The sequence below is a fragment of the Streptomyces sp. NPDC048462 genome, from assembly GCF_043200175.1.
Taxonomy (GTDB): Bacteria; Actinomycetota; Actinomycetes; order Streptomycetales; family Streptomycetaceae; genus Streptomyces.
Window position 1 is genome coordinate 1 of sequence record NZ_JBICXG010000044.1, and the last position, 17,268, is coordinate 17,268.

Sequence of the window (17,268 nt, forward strand, 5' to 3'; positions counted from 1 at the left end):
AAACGCCCGGTTACATTCCGAACCCGGAAGCTAAGCCTTTCAGCGCCGATGGTACTGCAGGGGGGACCCTGTGGGAGAGTAGGACGCCGCCGAACAATCTTTGAAGGACCCTTGGTCCCAGCGTTCAACGCTGGGACCAAGGGTCCTTTTTGTTTTTCCGAAGCGCGTCGGCAGTCCGGCTGCGCAAGAATGTCTGTAGTACCCGATGACAGGAGCACCACCGATGTCCACCAACTCTCCCGACGATCGTTCGGAGCGCGAGCCGCGTCGCCGGGACGGCGGTGACCGGGGCGGCTTCAGCGGTGGTCGTGACGACCGGTCAGGCGGCCAGCGCCGAGACAACGACCGCGGTGGAAGCCGCCGTGACGACAGCCGACCCACCAACAGCGGTGGCGGTTTCCGTCGTGACGACAGCCGGCCCAGCAGCGGTGGCGGTAACTTCCGTCGCGATGACAACCGCGGTGACCGGGATCGTGCGCCGCGTCGTGACGACAGCCGTGGCGGTTCTTCCTCCGGTGGCGGTTTCCGCCGTGACGACAACCGTGGTGGCAGCACCGGCGGTGGCTTCCGTCGCGATGACAGCCGTGGTGGTTCGTCCGGTGGCGGTTTCCGTCGTGATGACCGGGCTCCGCGTCGGGATGATGACCGTGGTGGTCGTTCGGGTGGTGGGTTCGAGCGGCGTGACGACCGGCCGCGTGGACCCCGTCGCGACGACGACAACCGTGGTGGTTCCTCCGGTGGCGGTTTCCGCCGTGATGACCGGGCTCCGCGTCGGGATGATGACCGTGGTGGTCGTTCCGGTGGTGGGTTCGAGCGGCGTGACGACCGGCCGCGTGGACCCCGTCGCGACGACGACAACCGTGGCGGTTCCTCCGGTGGCGGTTTCCGCCGTGATGACAACCGTGGCGGCAGCACCGGCGGTGGCTTCCGTCGCGACGACAGCCGGCCCAGCAGCGGTGGCGGTAACTTCCGTCGCGATGACAACCGCGGTGACCGGGATCGTGCGCCGCGTCGTGACGACAGCCGTGGCGGTTCCTCCGGCGGTGGCTTCCGCCGTGACGACAACCGTGGTGGCAGCACCGGCGGTGGCTTCCGTCGTGACGACAGCCGTGGCGGTTCCTCCAGTGGCGGCAACTTCCGTCGCGATGACAACCGTGGTGGCAGCACCGGCGGTGGCTTCCGCCGTGATGACAGCCGGCCCAGCAGCGGTGGTGGTAACTTCCGTCGCGATGACAACCGTGGTGGTTCGTCCGGTGGCGGTTTCCGTCGTGATGACCGGGCTCCGCGTCGGGATGATGACCGTGGTGGTCGTTCCGGTGGTGGGTTCGAGCGGCGTGACGACCGGCCGCGTGGACCCCGTCGCGACGACGACAACCGTGGCGGTTCCTCCGGCGGTGGCTTCCGTCGTGACGACAGCCGTGGTGGTTCGTCCGGTGGCGGTTTCCGTCGTGACGACAGCCGGGGAGGCGCCTCCGGCGGTTTCCGCGGTCGGCGGGACGACGGCGATCGGGGTGGCGACCGGGGCGGGTACCGCGGCCGCGACGACCGTGGCGGGTACGAGCGCCGGGACGAGCGTGAGCGCGAGCCCATCAAGCGGCTTCCCATTCCCGAAGAGGTCACCGGCCACGAGATCGACAAGGACGTCCGGCAGGAGCTGATGAGCCTGCCCAAGACCCTCGCCGAGGACGTCGCCAGGAACCTGGTCATGGTGGCCCGGCTGCTCGACGAGGACCCCGAGCAGGCGTACGCGTACTCGCGCATCGCCCTGCGGCTGGCCTCCCGGGTCGCCGCCGTCCGCGAGGCGGCGGGCTTCGCCGCCTACGCCACGCAGAAGTACGCGGAGGCACTCGCGGAGTTCCGGGCGTCCCGTCGGATGACCGGCTCCGTCGAGCTGTGGCCGGTCATGGCCGACTGCGAGCGCGGACTGGGCCGGCCGGAGCGGGCGATGGCCATGGCCGGTGAGCCCGAGGTCCAGAAGCTGGACAAGGCCGGACAGGTCGAGATGCGGCTGGTCGCTGCCGGAGCCCGTCGCGACATGGGGCAGATCGATGCCGCCATCGTGACTCTGCAGAGTTCCGAGCTGGCCTCCAGCGCCGTCCACCCGTGGACGCCGCGACTGCGCTACGCGTACGCGGACGCCCTGCTGGCCGCCGGGCGCGAGGACGAGGCGCGCGAGTGGTTCGGGAAGGCCCTCGAGGCCGACAAGGACGGCTCGACCGACGCGTCGGACCGCCTTGCCGAGCTGGACGGTGTCGAGTTCGTCGACGCCCTCGGAGACGACAACGAGGGCACTCCCGCCCCCGCGTCCGCCCCCACCGCCCCCGCGGACGACCTCGACGAAGCGGACGAGGACGACGAGGACGAGGACGAGGACGACGAGGACGAGGACGAGGACGACGAGGACGGTCCGGTCAAGGCGTAACGCACGGAAGAGGGCGGTACCCCACTCGGGGTACCGCCCTCTTCCGCGTTTCCGGGCCCGGGTTCAGCCGAGAGGCAGGCTGCGCAGGACCAGGCCCGTGGCCGGCTTGGGGCCGAAGGAGGTCGACTTGCGAGGCATGGTGACGCCCTGACGGGCCAGGTCCCGGACGACCTCCTCGCGTACCGGATGCATCAGCACCGCCGTGGCGTTGTGGCGTTCGGCCTGTTCGACGGCGGCCGAGGTGTCGTGGATGTACGCGATGTGCGCCGGGTCGTCCGGGATCCGCCAGACATGGTCGAGCAGCGCCGAGTGCAGGACCGTCGCGTCGAGGGTGCGCCAGGCGTCCGGCCGGTCGGCCGGTACGGTGCGGGCCAGCAGGGCGTCGTCGGGGCGGTCGACCAGATGGAATCGTCCGTCGCCCGCGAGCAGGAACGCGTTTCCCTCGGCGGCCGCCCCGGACAGGGCGTCCAGCGCCAGGGGGAGCGGGCCCTCGACTTCGCGGATGCGGAAGAGACCGGTCAGCGCGGCGAGTGCGTCGGTGACCGGCAGCCCGTGCAGCAGCCGGTGGATGGACCGTACCCGGAGCGGGTAGCGGGCCGTGTCTACCAGGAGGACCAGACCGAAGTCCCACGGGCCGGGGACGGCGTGCTCCCGCTGAAGTCTGAGATAGGTGGCCCAGCGGTGGTGGCCGTCGGCGATCAGGGCCTGGCGACGGGCCAGGTCCGCTTGCACCACCGACTGTTCCGAGGCGTCCGTGAGCGCCCAGAGCCGGTGGCTGAAGCCGTCCTCGGTGGTGGTGGCGAGCAGGGGCGGACGGTGGATCGTCCGCTCGATGACCGAGGTCGCCCCCGTCGCGTCGCCGTCGCTGCGGTAGGTCAGCAGCAGCGGTTCGAGGTGGGCCTCGGCGGTCCGCATCAGATCGGCGCGGTCCTCGACGACATCGGCCATCACGTCCTCGTGCGGGAGCACGATGCCGTCGTCGGGGCCGGAGAGCGCCAGCGCGCCGATGACGCCGCGCTGCAGCATGTCGCCGTTGCGCTGCTCGTACACGTAGAGCGCGGGCTCGGGGTCGGGAGCGAGGATTCCCTCGGCCAGCCAGCTGTTCAGGGTCGCGGCGGCCTGCTCGTGACGGGCGGTCGCGGTGTCGGCCTGCGGGAGGATCAGACGCACGATGTTGTGCGGATCCGCCGATTCCAGGTGGAGCAGTCCGTCGGGCCGTACCACGACGTCGTACGGGGGCGAGGTCACCGCGGAGAGGCTGCCGACCAGCTCGGGGACGTAACGCAGTCCACGGAACGGAATCAGCCGCAGTCCCTGGTCCGCAGGGCCTCGTGAGTTCATTTCCGCATCGTATGCGCGGTCCCGGGATGCGCGATGATCGGGGGAGACACAGGCACTGAGGAGCGCGGGATATGAGTCAGGCGAGCAGGACCAGGCCGAGCGGGATCAGCACCGCGTTGAACGAGGCGTACGACACGGCTCTGCTCGATCTCGACGGGGTGGTGTACGCGGGCGGGCAGGCGATCGACCATGCGGTCGAGGCGCTGGGCACGGCGCGGGACGGCGGAATGCACCTGGCCTACGTCACCAACAACGCGCTGCGGACGCCGGACGCGGTGGCGGAGCACCTGACCGAGCTCGGGGTGCCGGCCGAGGCCGCCGACGTGATCACCTCGGCGCAGGCGGTGGCCCGGCTGATCGCAGATCAGCTGCCGTCCGGGTCCCGGGTGCTGGTGATCGGGGGCGAGGGGCTGCGGGTGGCGCTGCGGGAACGGGGGCTGCAGCCGGTGGAGACGGCGGACGACGAGCCGGTGGCGGTCGCGCAGGGGTTCGGCGGCCCCGACATGACCTGGGGCAGGTTCGCCGAGGCCGCCCACGCGGTCAACCGCGGGCTGCCGTGGTTCGCGTCCAACACGGACCTGACCATCCCGAGCGCCCGGGGCATCGCGCCCGGCAACGGGGCGGCCGTGGAAGTCGTCCGGATCGCGACGGGTGCCGAGCCGCAGGTGGCCGGGAAGCCGCTGCCGCCGATGCACCGGGAGACGGTGCTGCGGACCGGGGCGAAGCGGCCGCTGGTGGTCGGGGACCGGCTCGACACCGACATCGAGGGGGCGTTCAACGGCGGTGTCGACTCGCTCCTGGTGCTGACCGGGGTGGCTGACGCGGCGCAACTGGTGGGCGCGAAGCCGGAGCACCGGCCGACGTACGTGGACGCCGATCTGCGGGGACTGCTCACCGGGCAGCCCGAGGTGACTCCGGTCGGCGAAGGCTTCGGCTGCGGGGGCTGGACGGCGTCCGTCCGGGGCGAGCAGTTCGTGCTGGAGGGGGACGGGGAGCCGCTCGACGGTCTGCGGGCGCTGTGCGGGGCGGCGTGGTCGCACGCCGGAGACGGGTCGAGCACGCTGGACGCGGGCGAGGCCGTGGCCAGGCTCGGGCTGTAGCGGCACTGACCCGGTCGATGGCCCCGTCCCGCGTCAGCCGAGGACGGCGAGGTCGAGCCGCCGGAGGCGTGCGGGGTCGGCGATCACGTCGTAGGCGGTGATCCGGTCGTCCTCGATGGTGAAGGTGAGCGCGAACAGCAGGCGGCCGCGCGGGGCCACCACGAGGCCCACCATGCCGTTGACCAGCGCCGGTTCGGCCAGTCGTGACCGGTGGGCGAGGGCGGCCGTCCCCTCCGCGACGGCTCGCGCGCCTCGGGCCACGGCCGCGCCGCCCGGCGGCACCGCGACGGGGTCGGCACGCCGCACCACATCGGGGGCCAGTACCGCGAGGACCGCGGTGAGGTCACCGGCCCGCGCGGCGGCCAGGAACGCGCGGACGACCTGACGCTGCCGCGCCAGTTCGGCCGCCGGGACCGAGGGAGTGCCCCGCACCTTGTGACGCGCACGGCTGGCGATCTTCTTCGTGGCACCCGGTGTGCGGTCCACGACGGGCGCGATCTCGCTGAACGGCACGGCGAACATGTCGTGCAGCACGAACGCGATGCGCTCGACGGGGTCCAGTGTGTCCAGCACCACGAGCAGCGCGCGGCTCACCGAGTCGGCCAGCATCGCCTCGTCCTCCGGCGGACTGTCCCGGCCGGACCTGGCGACCTGGTCGAGAACGTCGTGGTCGGCCGGATCCTCCCGGCGCGACCTGCGGGTGCGCAGCATGTCGAGGCAGATGCGGGTCACCACGGTCCGCAGCCAGCCGGTCAGGTTGTCCACTTCTCCGGCGTCGACCCGGCACAGACGCAGCCAGGCCTCCTGGACCGCGTCCTCCGCCTCGTCCAGCGAGCCGAGCATGCGGTGGGCCACCGCGCGCAGCAGACCGCGCTGTGCCTCGAAGTGTTCCGCCAGTGCCTCGCGCTCGTCCACCGGTCACCTTTCGCCGCGCTGTTCCGTCACCTCCCCTGACGAACGCCAAGCAACCGAAGTGACACGGGAGCAGCCATGACGTCCTTGCTGCATCTGGATTCCAGTGCCAATCGCTCCGAGGAGTCGGTCAGCAGGCAGCTGACCGCACTGTTCGCCCGTACCTGGCGGAGCGCGCACGGACCGGCCGGGTACCGGTACCGGGACCTCGCCGCGGACCCGGTGCCGCCGCTGGGCACCGCCTACTGCTCGCTCGGTCGGAGGGCGGAGCGGACCGGCCTCGTCCCGCCGGACGGGGTGGACACGCTGATCGGGAGCGAGGCCGAGCGGCGGGAGTGGTCCTCGACCCGCCCGCTGATCGCCGAACTCCTGGCGGCGGACACGCTGCTGGTCGGCGCCCCGATGTACAACTACTCGGTCTCCGCCTCGCTGAAGGCGTGGATCGACCGGGTGGGCTTTCCCGGCGCTCTCACGGAACCGGAGACGGGTGACGGCCTGCTCCGGGGGACGAGAGTGGTGGTGATCAGCGCGCGGGGCGGTGCCTACGGTCCGGGGACCCCTCGGGAGGGCTGGGACTTCCAGACGCCCTACCTGCGGGCGTACTTCGGTGAGAAGGGGGTGGCCCCGGAGGATCTCTGTTTCATCGCCGCCGAGCTGACCATGGCCGAGCTGGTCCCCGGTCTGGCACCCTTCCGCCGGCAGGCGGCGAGCTCGCTGGCCGCGGCGCGGGCGGACGTGATCGCGGCGGCGCTGTCCGGCGCGGGCCCGGGCAAGGGCCGGAGCACGGGCGTGGGCCGGAGCACGGGCGTGGGAGGCTGGATCGAGGCCACAGGAGGGTAGGCTAACCTAACCGGCGTGTTCGTTGAGAGTCCCCCGGAACCGAGTGCAGGCCCGACAGCCGCACCGGACAAACCCTCGCCCCCCAGGCGCCACGCGGTCAGAGCCGCAGGGCTCCTGGTGGCCTTGGCGCTCCTGGTGCTGGTGTGCCTGGCGAGTATCGGGATCGGCGCCAAGGCGCTGCCCCTCGCCGATGTCTGGCACGGCCTGTTCCACTACGCCGGGAGCAGCGACGACGTCCTGGTGCGGAAGGTGCGGATTCCCCGGACCGTCCTCGGGCTGATCGTCGGCAGCGCGCTCGGTCTCGCCGGGGCGGTGATGCAGGCTCTGACCCGTAACCCGCTGGCCGAGCCCGGACTGCTGGGCGTCAACGCGGGAGCCTCCGCGGCGGTCGTCTCCGCCATCAGTTTCTTCGGCGTCACCTCGCTGACCGGGTACGTCTGGTTCGCCTTCGCCGGCGCCGGGATCGTGTCGGTGGCCGTGTACCTGCTCGGGGGCAGCCGGTCCGCCACTCCGGTACGGCTCGCGCTCGCCGGGACCGCGGTCACCGCGGCGCTGTACGGGTACGTCAACGCCGTACAGCTGCTGGACTCGGCGGCGCTGGACCGGCTGCGGTTCTGGACCGTCGGGTCGCTGGCCTCCGCGAACACCGAGACGGTCGGCAAGGTGTGGCCGTTCATCGCGGTCGGTGTCGTGCTCACCCTGCTCATCGCCCGCCCGCTCAACGCCCTGGAGATGGGCGACGACACCGCGCGCGCCCTCGGCGCCCATCTGACCAGGACCCGGGTCCTGGCCATGCTCGCCGTCACCCTGCTGTGCGGGGCGGCGACCGCCGCCTGCGGCCCGATCGTCTTCATCGGGCTGATGATCCCGCACCTGGTGCGCGCGATCACCGGTCCCGACATGCGGTGGATCCTGCCGTACGCGGCCGTGCTCTCCCCGGTGCTGCTGCTCGGCGCGGACGTGGTGGGCCGGATCGTCGCCCGTCCGTCCGAGCTCCAGGTCGGCATCGTCACCGCGCTGATCGGCGGGCCGGTCTTCATCCACCTCGTACGACGCAAGAGGATGTCCCAGCTGTGAAGGCCACGAAGGAGAAGCCGGGGGCCGCGGGGACGGCCCGGTCGGTGAAGGCCGTGCGTACGGTCGGCGGGTACTCGTTCCGGATGAACGTCCGGGCCTTTGCGGTGATCGCGCTGCTCGCCGCGGTGGTGGCGGCGGCGGGAGTCGTCCTCATCGGCAGCGGCGACTTCTCCATGACCCCGGGCGAGGTCGTCACCACCCTCTTCGGGCACGGCACCTTCCAGCAGGAGTTCATCGTCACGGACCTGCGGCTGCCCCGGGTGCTGGTGGGGCTCCTGGTGGGTGCGGCGCTCGGTGCCGGCGGCGCCGTCTTCCAGACCATCTCGCGCAACCCGCTGGGCAGCCCCGATGTGCTGGGCTTCGGCCAGGGCGCGACGGTCGGCGCGCTGACCGTGATCGTGGTGTTCCAGGGCGGGGCGACGGCGGTCGCGGGCGGTGCGGTGGCCGGCGGGCTGCTGACCGGGGTGGCCGTCTACCTGCTGGCGTGGAAGCGCGGAGTGCACGGCTTCCGGCTCGTGCTGGTCGGGATCGGCGCCGCCGCCATGCTGACCGCCGTGACCCAGTACCTGATCACCAAGGCCAACCTCGTCGACGCCACCCGGGCCGTCGTCTGGATGACCGGCTCGCTCGACGGGCGGGACTGGGCACAGGTCTGGCCGCTGCTCGCGGTCTGCGCCGTGCTGCTGCCGCTGGTCTTCGGGCACGGCAGGGCCCTGCGGGTGATGGAGATGGGCGACGACGCCGCGTACGCGCTCGGGGTACGGGTCGAACGCACCCGGCTCGTCCTGATGGGCTCGGCCGTGCTGCTCGTCGCCGTCGCCACGGCCGCCGCCGGGCCGATCGCGTTCGTCTCGCTCAGCGCCCCGCAGCTGGCCCGCCGGCTGACCCGCTCGACCGGCCCCAACCTGGTGGCCGCGACCTTCATGGGCGCCGCCCTGCTGCTCGTCGCCGACTGGGTCGCGCTCGACGCCTTCGGCGACCGGCAGCTGCCGGTCGGTGTGGTGACCGGTGTGCTCGGCGGCTGCTACCTGCTGTGGCTCCTGGTGTCCGAGCGCAAGGCGGGCCGCATATGAACTCTTCCGCCGGACACCCGAAGCCCTCACCCGCCCCGCATCCCCCCAGCACCCCGACCGACTCACGGAGTACGACCATGCAGCGCCTCACCGCGGACTCGGTGACCCTCGGCTACGACCAGCGGGTCATCGCGGAGAACCTCTCGGTCGAGATACCCGACCACTCGTTCACCGTGATCGTCGGCCCGAACGCCTGCGGCAAATCGACATTGCTGCGGGCGCTGTCCCGGATGCTCAAGCCGAGCCGGGGCCAGGTGCTGCTCGACGGGCAGGCGATCCACCGGCTGCCCGCGAAGAAGGTCGCCAGGACACTGGGGCTGCTGCCCCAGTCCTCGATCGCGCCCGACGGCATCACCGTGGCGGATCTGGTGGCCAGGGGGCGCTACCCGCACCAGGGGCTGCTGCGGCAGTGGTCGCCCGAGGACGAACGCATTGTCGAGGAATCGATGGCGTCGACCGGCGTCGGTGAACTCGGTGATCGCTATGTCGACGAATTGTCCGGCGGACAGCGGCAGCGGGTCTGGATCGCGATGGCACTCGCGCAGCAGACGCCGCTGCTGCTGCTGGACGAGCCGACGACGTACCTGGACATCCAGCACCAGATCGACGTGCTCGACCTGTGCGCGGAGCTCCACGAGACGCGGGGGCGCACCCTGGTGGCCGTCCTGCACGACCTGAACCACGCCGCGCGGTACGCCACGCATCTCATCGCGATGCGCGAGGGCGAGATCGTCGCGGAGGGCGCGCCCGAGGAGATCGTCACCGCGGAGCTGGTGGAGCGGGTGTTCGGGCTGCGGTGCCAGGTGATCCCCGACCCGGAGACGGGGACGCCGCTGGTGGTGCCGGCCGCGCGGGTGCGGGGGGCGCGGGCCGCGGTGGGCGGGGGCGCGTGACCTTCGGCCACGCCTTGTCCTCAAGTGCCGGACGGGCTTGAACGACGTCCTCAAGCGCCGGACGGGCTTGGTTTGGACGGGGCTGGGCTGGTTACAGCAGGGATCTGAGTTTCAGGAGGTCGCGGAAGCCGGCTTCCAGGCGTACCCGGCCCGAGCCCCACGCCTTGGCGAAGTTCAGCTCGCCGTTCACCAGGGCCACCAGGTCGTCCCCGGTCATCGCGAGACGGATCTCGGCCTTCTCCGCGGGTGGCCCCTCCACGGTGTCCAGGACCTGGATCCGGCCGCCGGCCAGCCGGCCGGTGAACGTGACATCGAGGTCCTTGATGTGACAGCTCAGCGAACGGTCCAGGGACGCCGCGCTGCGCACGTCGCCGTCGGCCCCCGCGAGGTTGTCCGAAAGTCTGTCGAGTGCGCTGCGGCACTCCGCCATGGTCGCCATCGTGATCGACGGTACCGCAGCGCCTCGGGGTAGCGTTTCCCGCATGAGCGACTCGATGCCGGGGCCGGGGACGGCCGCCGGAACCGCGCCCGGGGAGATCCCGCAGGACGCGCCGCAGGAGCCGCCCCCCGCGGTTGCGCACGACCCGGCGGCCCCCGCGCCCCTCGGCGTCGTCCGCACGCCCACCGGCAACGCCGGGGTGGACGCGGAACTGGAGCGTCTGGCCGACGCCGACCACCTCCCGGCGGGCGGCCACACCGAGGTGTACGAGGATGTACACCGTGGACTGCGCGAGGCGCTGACCGCGCTGGACGCCGCGCCGGTACCCGTCCCGGGGCCCGCGCACACCGACCCGCACAACACCTCGCGCAACACCCCGCACCACAACTCGTACGACAACAGGAGCTGAACCGAACGTGGCAGGAGTGGCCCGTCGCCGCCTCGACGCCGAGCTGGTACGCCGAAAGCTCGCCCGATCGCGTGAGCATGCCAGCCAGCTGATCGCCGCAGGCCGGGTGACCGTCGGCGGCAACACCGCGGCGAAACCGGCCACCCAGGTCGAGACGAGCGCCGCTGTCGTCGTCACCAAGGACGACAGCGACCCCGAGTACGTGTCGCGGGGCGGCCACAAGCTGGCGGGCGCCCTCGCCGCCTTCACACCCCTGGGGCTGAAGGTGGAGGGGCGGCGGGCGCTGGACGCCGGGGCCTCCACCGGCGGGTTCACCGATGTCCTGCTGCGGGCCGGGGCGGCGCGCGTCGTCGCCGTGGACGTCGGCTACGGGCAGCTCGCCTGGTCGCTCCAGTCCGACGAACGCGTCACCGTCAAGGACCGCACCAACGTGCGGGAACTGACGCTGGAGGCGATCGACGGCCGGGCCGTCGACCTGGTGGTGGGCGATCTGTCGTTCATCCCGCTGGGGCTCGTCATGCCCGCCCTGGCGCGCTGCGCCGCCCCCGACGCGGATCTGGTCCTCATGGTCAAACCGCAGTTCGAGGTGGGCAAGGAGCGGCTCGGCAGCGGCGGGGTGGTGCGCAGCCCCGAGCTGCGGGCCGAGGCGGTACGTGAGGTGGCGCGCCGGGCCGGGGCGCTGGGTCTGGGGGTCCGGGGTGTGACGGCGAGCCCGTTGCCCGGACCTTCGGGGAATGTCGAGTACTTTCTGTGGCTGCGGGCCGGAGCACCGGAGCTGGATCCCGCAGATGTCGACCGTGCAGTGGCGGAGGGGCCCCGTTGACGACGAATACGGCACGAACAGTCTTTCTTCTGGCGCACACCGGCCGGCCGGCCGCGATCCGCAGCGCCGAGCTGGTCGTCCAGGGCCTGCTGCGCAACGGTCTGGGCGTCCGGGTGCTGGCGACCGAGGCGGCCGACCTGCCGCTGCCGCCGTCCGTCGAGACGGTCACCGACGCCACCCCCGAGCCGCTGAGCGGCTGCGAGCTGCTCATCGTGCTCGGCGGGGACGGGACACTGCTGCGCGGCGCGGAGCTCTCGCGCGCCTCCGGGGTGCCCATGCTCGGCGTCAACCTCGGCCGGGTCGGCTTCCTCGCCGAGGCGGAGCGCGACGACCTGGACAAGGTCGTCGACCGGGTCGTCACCCGGGCGTACACCGTCGAGGAGCGCATGACGCTCGATGTCGTCGTGCACAGCAACGGCACCGTCGTCCACACCGACTGGGCGCTCAACGAGGCGGCCGTGCAGAAGGTGTCGCCCGAGCGGATGCTGGAGGTCGTCCTGGAGATCGACGGCCGGCCGGTGACCGGGTTCGGCTGCGACGGCATCGTGTGCGCGACGCCCACCGGCTCGACCGCGTACGCCTTCTCGGCCGGCGGGCCCGTTGTGTGGCCCGAGGTCGAGGCGCTGCTGATGGTCCCGATCAGCGCCCACGCGCTGTTCGCCAAGCCGCTGGTGACCTCGCCCACGTCGGTGCTGGCCGTGGAGGTCCAGCCGCACACCCCGCACGGGGTGCTGTGGTGCGACGGGCGCAGGACCGTCGAGCTGCCCGCCGGCGCCCGCGTCGAGGTGCGGCGCGGCACGGTGCCCATCCGGCTGGCCCGGCTGCACCAGGCGTCCTTCACGGACCGGCTGGTGGCCAAGTTCGCGCTGCCGGTGTCGGGGTGGCGGGGCGCGCCGCACTGACCCCGGACCGGGCACCCGGGGAACCCGCCCCGTCCACCCGATCCGGTGTCCCGGCCACAGCCCGTGTGCGCGCGGGCCACGAAACCTCGTATGGTCATGTCCGTGTTGGAGGAGATGCGGATACGGTCGCTCGGAGTCATCGACGACGCGGTGGTGGAGCTGTCACCCGGTTTCACCGCCGTGACGGGTGAGACCGGCGCGGGCAAGACCATGGTCGTCACGAGCCTCGGGCTGCTGCTCGGCGGACGCGCCGACCCCGCCCTCGTACGGATCGGCGCGAAGGCGGCGGTCGTCGAGGGCCGGATCACGGTGTCCGAGGGCGACGCGGCGGCGCTGCGGGCCGAGGAGGCCGGGGCGGAGATCGAGGACGGTGCGCTGCTGATCAGCCGTACCGTTTCCGCAGAGGGGCGCTCCCGCGCCCATCTGGGCGGCAGATCCGTGCCGGTGGGCGTGCTGGCCGAACTCGCCGACGAACTCGTCGCCGTGCACGGCCAGACCGACCAGCAGGGGCTGCTCAAGCCGGCCCGGCAGCGGCAGGCCCTGGACCGGTACGCGGGCGACGGCGTCGCCGTACCGCACGCCGCCTACGCGGCGGCCTACCGGCGGCTGCGGGAGGTCGCCGGCGAACTCGACGAGCTGACCACGCGCGCCCGCGAACGCGCCCAGGAAGCCGACCTGCTGCGCTTCGGGCTGAACGAGATCGCCGCCGTCGAACCGCTGCCCGGTGAGGACACCGAGCTGGCCGCCGAGGCCCAGCGGCTCGGCCACGCGGACGCCCTCGCCTCCGCCGCCGCCCTCGCGCACACCGCGCTGGCCGGCAACCCCGAGGACCAGGAGGCGGTCGACGCGACGACGATCGTGGCGGCGGCCGGGCAGGCGCTGGAAGGGGTGCGGGCGCACGACCCGGCACTGGCCGCACTCGCGGACCGGGTCGGTGAGATCTCCATCCTGCTCTCCGACGTCGCGGGCGAACTCGCGGGCTACGCCGACCAGCTGGACTCCGACCCGCTGCGGCTCGCCGCCGTCGAGGAGCGGCGCGCCGCGCTCACCGCGCTCACCCGCAAGTACGGCGAGGACATCACCGCCGTGCTGGCCTGGGCCGAGGAGGGGGCCGCGCGCCTCATGGAGCTGGAGAGCGACGACGACCGGATCGGTGAGCTGACCGCGGAGCGGGACGCGCTGCGCCGCGAACTCTCCGGACTCGGCCAGGCGCTGACCGACGCCCGTACGGCGGCGGCCGCGCTCTTCGCCGAGGCCGTCACCGCGGAGCTCGCCTCCCTGGCCATGCCGCACGCCCGGGTCTCCTTCGACATCCGGCAGACCGAGGCGGCCGACGAGGCCTCGGGCATCGACATCGGCGGACGCGGCGTGGTCTACGGGCCGTCCGGCGCCGACGAGGTCGAACTGCTGCTGGCCCCGCACCCCGGCGCCCAGCCCCGCCCGATCGCCAAGGGTGCCTCGGGCGGTGAGCTGTCCAGGGTGATGCTCGCCGTCGAGGTGGTCTTCGCCGGTTCGGACCCCGTACCCACCTACCTCTTCGACGAGGTCGACGCGGGCGTCGGCGGCAAGGCGGCCGTCGAGGTCGGGCGGCGGCTGGCGAAGCTCGCGAAGTCCGCCCAGGTCGTGGTCGTCACCCACCTGCCCCAGGTCGCCGCGTTCGCCGACCGTCAGCTGCTGGTCGAGAAGACCGTGGACGGCTCGGTGACCAGGAGCGGTGTCACCGTCCTGGAGGGCGAGGAGCGGGTGCGGGAGCTGTCCCGGATGCTCGCGGGCCAGGAGGACTCCGAGACGGCCCGCGCCCACGCGGAGGAACTCCTCGCCACCGCACGGACGGACGGATAGCGGCCGCCCGGCGGGTCGCGGGGGCCCCGGCCGCCCCGCGGCGGGCCGCCGGGCCGCTCACCCGGGCCGCGCGCGTCCCGTGATCTTCACCCGTGCGGGTGGTGCGCCACGCCCGGTTTGTTGCGATGCGCACCGGAGTTACGGTCCGGTCGTGCCGGAACGTGCGTACGGACTGGCATCCTTGGCCGTGTACACACCGCCGACTCGGCAGCCCCGGGAGCCATTCAACGTGTCACAGCTGCGTACGGTCCAAGTGCTGGGCGGAGGCAGTGCGGGAAGCAGCGCCCATGTCGGCTCGCTGGCCGCCGGACTGGTCGCGAGAGGCGTGCAGGTCACGGTCTGCGCGCCCACCGGACTGGACCGCACCTACGATTTCGCCGCGACGGGGGCGCACTTCGCGCCCGTCCCCAGGCGCGGCGACCCTGCCGCCGTCGCGGCACTGCGCGGTGCCTGCGCCGGCGCCGACGTGGTCCACGCGCACGGACTCAACGCCGCCGTACGGGCCGCCCTGGCCCTCGGCGGTCGCCGCGTCCCGCTGGTCGTCACCTGGCACACCCGGTCCCACGCCGAGGGCGCCCGCCGCCGGCTGCTGCACCTGCTGGAGCGAAGGGCCTCCCGCGCGGCGGCCGTTGTGCTCGGCGCCTCCTCGGACCTGGTCGACCGGGCCAGGCGGCGCGGCGCGCGCGACGCCCGGCTCGCACCCGTCGCCACGCCGTCGCCACGCATCCCCGCCGCCCCGTCCGACGGCAAGGTGCGGGCCGAACTCGGTGCCGTGGAGAGGCCGCTGATCGTGGCTGTGGGCAGCCTGGTGCCGCATCACGGATTCGGCACCCTGCTCGACGCGGCGCGTGCGTGGCGGCGGCTGGACACCGTACCCCTGCTGGTCATCGCGGGGGAGGGGCGTGAGCGGGCGGCGTTGCAGCGCCGGATCAAGGCCGAGGACCTGCCCGTCGCGCTGATCGGCAGCAGCTCCGATGTGACCGAGCTGCTGGCCGCCGCCGACCTGGCCGTACTGGCCAGCCGCTGGGAGGCCCGCTCGCTGCTTGCCCAGGACGCGCTGCGGATCGGCGTACCGCTGGTGGCCACCGCGGTCGGCGGGGTGCCCGAACTCGTGGGTGAGGCAGCCGAACTCGTGCCGTACGGGAACGCGGAGGCGCTCGCCCGCGCGGTGGCCCGGCTGCTCGGGGACCCGGCGGAGCGGGACCGGCTGGCGGCCGCGGGGCTTGTGCAGGCGGCGAGTTGGCCGACCGAGGACGACACGATCGCGCAAGTGCTCGGCGTGTACGACGAGTTGGCGCAGCCGCTGGCGGTGGCCCGCAATCGCTGAGGTGGTGGCGCGCGGCCCGGCCGCTACGAGGTGTGGCGGCGGGCGCGCAGGGCCAGGCTCAGGGCCAGTACCGCCTGCGGGTCGTCCAGATCGGTGCCGAGAAGTTCACCGATACGAGCGAGCCGGTTGTAGAGCGTCTGACGGTTCAGATGCAGCTCGCGCGCCGTCTCCGCCTTGCGGCCCGCGTGCGCGAGGTAGGTCTCCAGGGTGGGCAGCAGCGGCGGGCGCGAGGTGCGGTCGTGATCGCGCAGCGGGCCGATCGCCCGCTCGACGAACGCCGCCAGATCCGGGTGGTCCCGCAGCCGCCAGAGCAGCAGATCGATATCGAGGCGCCGGGCGTCGTACCAGGGCCGGTCGCTGAGCCCCTGCGCCGCCGTGGCCGTCTCCGCGGCGTGCCGGAGCCCCGCACCGGCCGTCGCCCAGCTGCCCGCCACCCCGACCACCACGACCGGGGGATGTGAACCCGCCCGCTCCAGGCCGGCCCGCTCCACCCCGGCCCGCAGCGCGGCGGCGACCCGCTCGGCCACCGCCGTCCGCTCCGTCTCGGTCCGCAGCGCCAGCAGCAGCGGCACCCTGCCCTCCACCGGACGCACCCCGAGCAGCACCGGCACCCCCACCGATGACAGCTCCTCCAGGACCGCACGGGCAAGCAGCGCCCAGTTGCCGGACGGGGACAGCTCGGGGGCCAGCCGCATCACCACGGGCAGCAGCGGCATCTCGCCCGGCCTGAAGCCCAGCACCCGGGCCTGCGCCGGGGCGTCGTCGGGGGCGATCCGGCCCTCCGCCAGATCCGTCAGGAAGTCACCCCGGCCGCGCGCCGCGAGCTCCTCCTCCTGACGGGCCTGCATCAGCACCACGGCGAGCAGGCCCGCCGCACGCTCCGCCGCCATCCGGTGCACCGTCACCAGCGGACCGTCCACGGCCAGCAGCACCAGCCGGGCCCGTACCGAATTCGTCCCCGGACCGCCGCCCGGCACATCCGCCAGCACCGCGCCGACGGGCGGCGACTCACGGGCCGCCCGGCCGCCGCGCATCCCGTCCCAGACCTGGAGCGGATCGGCGGAGACCGGCCCGGACTCGGTGCCCGCCGCGTACAGCAGCTGGCCGTCGGCGGTCTCCAGGAACACCGGGTTGGCCGTGAAGTCCGCCAGGATGCCCAGCACCTGGGGCACTCCGCCGCCGCCCAGCAGCGCCTGGGTGCAGCGCCGGTGGACCTCCTCGGCCTGCTGCAGGAGCGCGTAGTGACCGTTGACGATCTCGGTGTGGATCTCCTCGGTCACCGTCACGAACGGCACCTCGCGGTGCAGCTGGACCAGCGGCAGCCCGGCGGCGCGTGCGGCGTCCACTATCGAGGCGGGCAGTCTGCTGAAACGCGGACCCAGCTCCACCACCAGGGCGGCGATGCCCCGGTCGGCGAGCCTGCGGACGAACGCGCGCTGCTCGGCGGGACGGGCGCCGAGCCCCAGACCGGTGGTGAGGAGCAGCTCGCCGCCCTTGAGTAGCGAGGCGATGTTGGGGACCTCGCCCGCGTGCACCCAGCGCACCGTACGGCTGAGCCGGTCGGCCCCGGACACCACCTCGGGGAGTCCGCCGCGCAGCCCCGGCAGTTCGAGGGCCCGCTGAACGGTGATGCCGCCTTGGGTCTCCACTGGCTCTGGCCTCGCGCTTCGGTCGGGTCGGGTCGGGCGGACGCCCTGTTCAGGAAGGTACCGGCCCCGGGCGCTGTCGGCGGCGCCGGGGCGGGGCGGCCGGGCCGGGCCGGGGCGGCCGCACGGGCGGCTGTTGACAGCGCCCGGGGCCGCTGCGATCTTGAAAATCCCTCCGGACGCGGGTGATCCGGCCCGCACCCGGAGAGACCGGGACCGGTA

Annotated in this window: 16 protein-coding genes and 1 rRNA gene; 12 read left to right on the forward strand and 5 right to left on the reverse strand. The window is 73.1% G+C overall.

All coding sequences use genetic code 11. From position 1 onward, the window contains the following. Nucleotides 1-95: ribosomal RNA gene (rrf, locus tag ACGFU6_RS37470) — 5S ribosomal RNA — on the forward strand; the annotation flags it as partial. Between the two features lie 224 nt (nt 96-319). Here the strand turns inward: rrf and ACGFU6_RS37475 are convergent. Further along, nucleotides 320-1,627: a hypothetical protein gene (locus tag ACGFU6_RS37475; protein ID WP_393617037.1), complete on the reverse strand. Its 1,308-nt coding sequence runs from the start codon at nt 1,625-1,627 to the stop codon at nt 320-322. A 30-nt stretch (nt 1,628-1,657) separates the two neighbouring features. On the opposite strand from ACGFU6_RS37475, the gene ACGFU6_RS37480 reads away from it, so the two are divergent. Next, nucleotides 1,658-2,422, forward strand: coding sequence for a tetratricopeptide repeat protein (locus ACGFU6_RS37480; protein WP_393617038.1), 765 nt, complete (start codon nt 1,658-1,660; stop codon nt 2,420-2,422). A 63-nt stretch (nt 2,423-2,485) separates the two neighbouring features. Here the strand turns inward: ACGFU6_RS37480 and ACGFU6_RS37485 are convergent, their stop codons facing one another. After that, nucleotides 2,486-3,763 (reverse strand): DUF1015 domain-containing protein, encoded by a 1,278-nt coding sequence (locus tag ACGFU6_RS37485; protein WP_393617039.1) that lies wholly within the window; start codon nt 3,761-3,763, stop codon nt 2,486-2,488. Between the two features lie 71 nt (nt 3,764-3,834). Here ACGFU6_RS37485 and ACGFU6_RS37490 point away from each other — a divergent pair, with 71 nt between their 5' ends. Next, entirely contained in the window at nt 3,835-4,863 is a 1,029-nt protein-coding gene (locus tag ACGFU6_RS37490; protein WP_393617040.1) for an HAD-IIA family hydrolase, read from the forward strand. Between the two features lie 33 nt (nt 4,864-4,896). On the opposite strand, the gene ACGFU6_RS37495 is transcribed toward ACGFU6_RS37490, so the two are convergent. Then, nucleotides 4,897-5,778 carry a sigma-70 family RNA polymerase sigma factor gene (locus ACGFU6_RS37495; protein ID WP_393617041.1) on the reverse strand — a complete coding sequence of 294 codons (882 nt, stop codon included), beginning with the start codon at nt 5,776-5,778 and terminating at the stop codon, nt 4,897-4,899. A 75-nt stretch (nt 5,779-5,853) separates the two neighbouring features. On the opposite strand from ACGFU6_RS37495, the gene ACGFU6_RS37500 reads away from it, so the two are divergent. The 4 genes from ACGFU6_RS37500 (at nt 5,854) to ACGFU6_RS37515 (ending at nt 9,658) form a co-directional block, all read left to right on the forward strand. Further along, complete coding sequence (locus ACGFU6_RS37500) at nt 5,854-6,615, forward strand: FMN-dependent NADH-azoreductase (RefSeq protein ID WP_393617042.1); 762 nt, start codon at nt 5,854-5,856, stop codon at nt 6,613-6,615. A gap of 117 nt (nt 6,616-6,732) precedes the next feature. Further along, entirely contained in the window at nt 6,733-7,692 is a 960-nt protein-coding gene (locus ACGFU6_RS37505) for a FecCD family ABC transporter permease (RefSeq protein ID WP_393617043.1), read from the forward strand. 83 nt (nt 7,693-7,775) lie between these two features. Further along, a complete protein-coding gene (locus ACGFU6_RS37510) occupies nt 7,776-8,765 on the forward strand; it encodes a FecCD family ABC transporter permease (RefSeq protein WP_393617068.1) in 990 nt (329 codons plus the stop codon). Between the two features lie 77 nt (nt 8,766-8,842). Next, nucleotides 8,843-9,658, forward strand: a complete 816-nt coding sequence (locus tag ACGFU6_RS37515; protein WP_393617044.1) for an ABC transporter ATP-binding protein — start codon at nt 8,843-8,845, stop codon at nt 9,656-9,658. A gap of 91 nt (nt 9,659-9,749) precedes the next feature. Here the strand turns inward: ACGFU6_RS37515 and ACGFU6_RS37520 are convergent, their stop codons facing one another. Next, nucleotides 9,750-10,097, reverse strand: coding sequence for an SCP2 sterol-binding domain-containing protein (locus ACGFU6_RS37520; RefSeq protein WP_024494660.1), 348 nt, complete (start codon nt 10,095-10,097; stop codon nt 9,750-9,752). 43 nt (nt 10,098-10,140) lie between these two features. On the opposite strand from ACGFU6_RS37520, the gene ACGFU6_RS37525 reads away from it, so the two are divergent. The 5 genes from ACGFU6_RS37525 to ACGFU6_RS37545 all read left to right on the forward strand — a co-directional run bounded on the left by ACGFU6_RS37525 (nt 10,141) and on the right by ACGFU6_RS37545 (nt 15,400). Next, the gene (locus tag ACGFU6_RS37525; protein ID WP_393617045.1) at nt 10,141-10,506 is read left to right on the forward strand and encodes a hypothetical protein; all 366 of its coding nucleotides are present in this window, start codon (nt 10,141-10,143) and stop codon (nt 10,504-10,506) included. 7 nt (nt 10,507-10,513) lie between these two features. Continuing rightward, nucleotides 10,514-11,329 carry a TlyA family RNA methyltransferase gene (locus tag ACGFU6_RS37530; protein ID WP_393617046.1) on the forward strand — a complete coding sequence of 272 codons (816 nt, stop codon included), beginning with the start codon at nt 10,514-10,516 and terminating at the stop codon, nt 11,327-11,329. After that, complete coding sequence (locus ACGFU6_RS37535; protein ID WP_393617047.1) at nt 11,326-12,231, forward strand: NAD kinase; 906 nt, start codon at nt 11,326-11,328, stop codon at nt 12,229-12,231. The genes ACGFU6_RS37530 and ACGFU6_RS37535 overlap by 4 nt, the downstream gene beginning before the upstream one ends. 96 nt (nt 12,232-12,327) lie before the next feature. Continuing rightward, nucleotides 12,328-14,073, forward strand: a complete 1,746-nt coding sequence (gene recN / locus ACGFU6_RS37540; protein ID WP_393617048.1) for a DNA repair protein RecN — start codon at nt 12,328-12,330, stop codon at nt 14,071-14,073. Between the two features lie 229 nt (nt 14,074-14,302). After that, on the forward strand, nt 14,303-15,400 hold the full coding sequence (locus tag ACGFU6_RS37545; protein WP_393617049.1) for a glycosyltransferase family 4 protein: 1,098 nt from the start codon (nt 14,303-14,305) through the stop codon (nt 15,398-15,400). A gap of 23 nt (nt 15,401-15,423) precedes the next feature. On the opposite strand, the gene ACGFU6_RS37550 is transcribed toward ACGFU6_RS37545, so the two are convergent. Then, on the reverse strand, nt 15,424-17,049 hold the full coding sequence (locus tag ACGFU6_RS37550; protein WP_393617050.1) for a PucR family transcriptional regulator: 1,626 nt from the start codon (nt 17,047-17,049) through the stop codon (nt 15,424-15,426). Nucleotides 17,050-17,268: the final 219 nt, after the last annotated feature.

Excerpts from the sequence above, each read along its gene's own strand:
- ACGFU6_RS37480 (WP_393617038.1), top strand. The coding sequence starts at position 1,658 with ATGAGCCTGCCCAAGACCCTCGCCGAGGACGTCGCCAGGAACCTGGTC.
- ACGFU6_RS37485 (WP_393617039.1), bottom strand. The coding sequence starts at position 3,763 with ATGAACTCACGAGGCCCTGCGGACCAGGGACTGCGGCTGATTCCGTTC.
- ACGFU6_RS37490 (WP_393617040.1), top strand. The coding sequence starts at position 3,835 with ATGAGTCAGGCGAGCAGGACCAGGCCGAGCGGGATCAGCACCGCGTTG.
- ACGFU6_RS37500 (WP_393617042.1), top strand. The coding sequence starts at position 5,854 with ATGACGTCCTTGCTGCATCTGGATTCCAGTGCCAATCGCTCCGAGGAG.
- ACGFU6_RS37510 (WP_393617068.1), top strand. The coding sequence starts at position 7,776 with ATGAACGTCCGGGCCTTTGCGGTGATCGCGCTGCTCGCCGCGGTGGTG.
- ACGFU6_RS37515 (WP_393617044.1), top strand. The coding sequence starts at position 8,843 with ATGCAGCGCCTCACCGCGGACTCGGTGACCCTCGGCTACGACCAGCGG.
- ACGFU6_RS37520 (WP_024494660.1), bottom strand. The coding sequence starts at position 10,097 with ATGGCGACCATGGCGGAGTGCCGCAGCGCACTCGACAGACTTTCGGAC.
- ACGFU6_RS37525 (WP_393617045.1), top strand. The coding sequence starts at position 10,141 with ATGAGCGACTCGATGCCGGGGCCGGGGACGGCCGCCGGAACCGCGCCC.
- recN (WP_393617048.1), top strand. The coding sequence starts at position 12,328 with ATGTCCGTGTTGGAGGAGATGCGGATACGGTCGCTCGGAGTCATCGAC.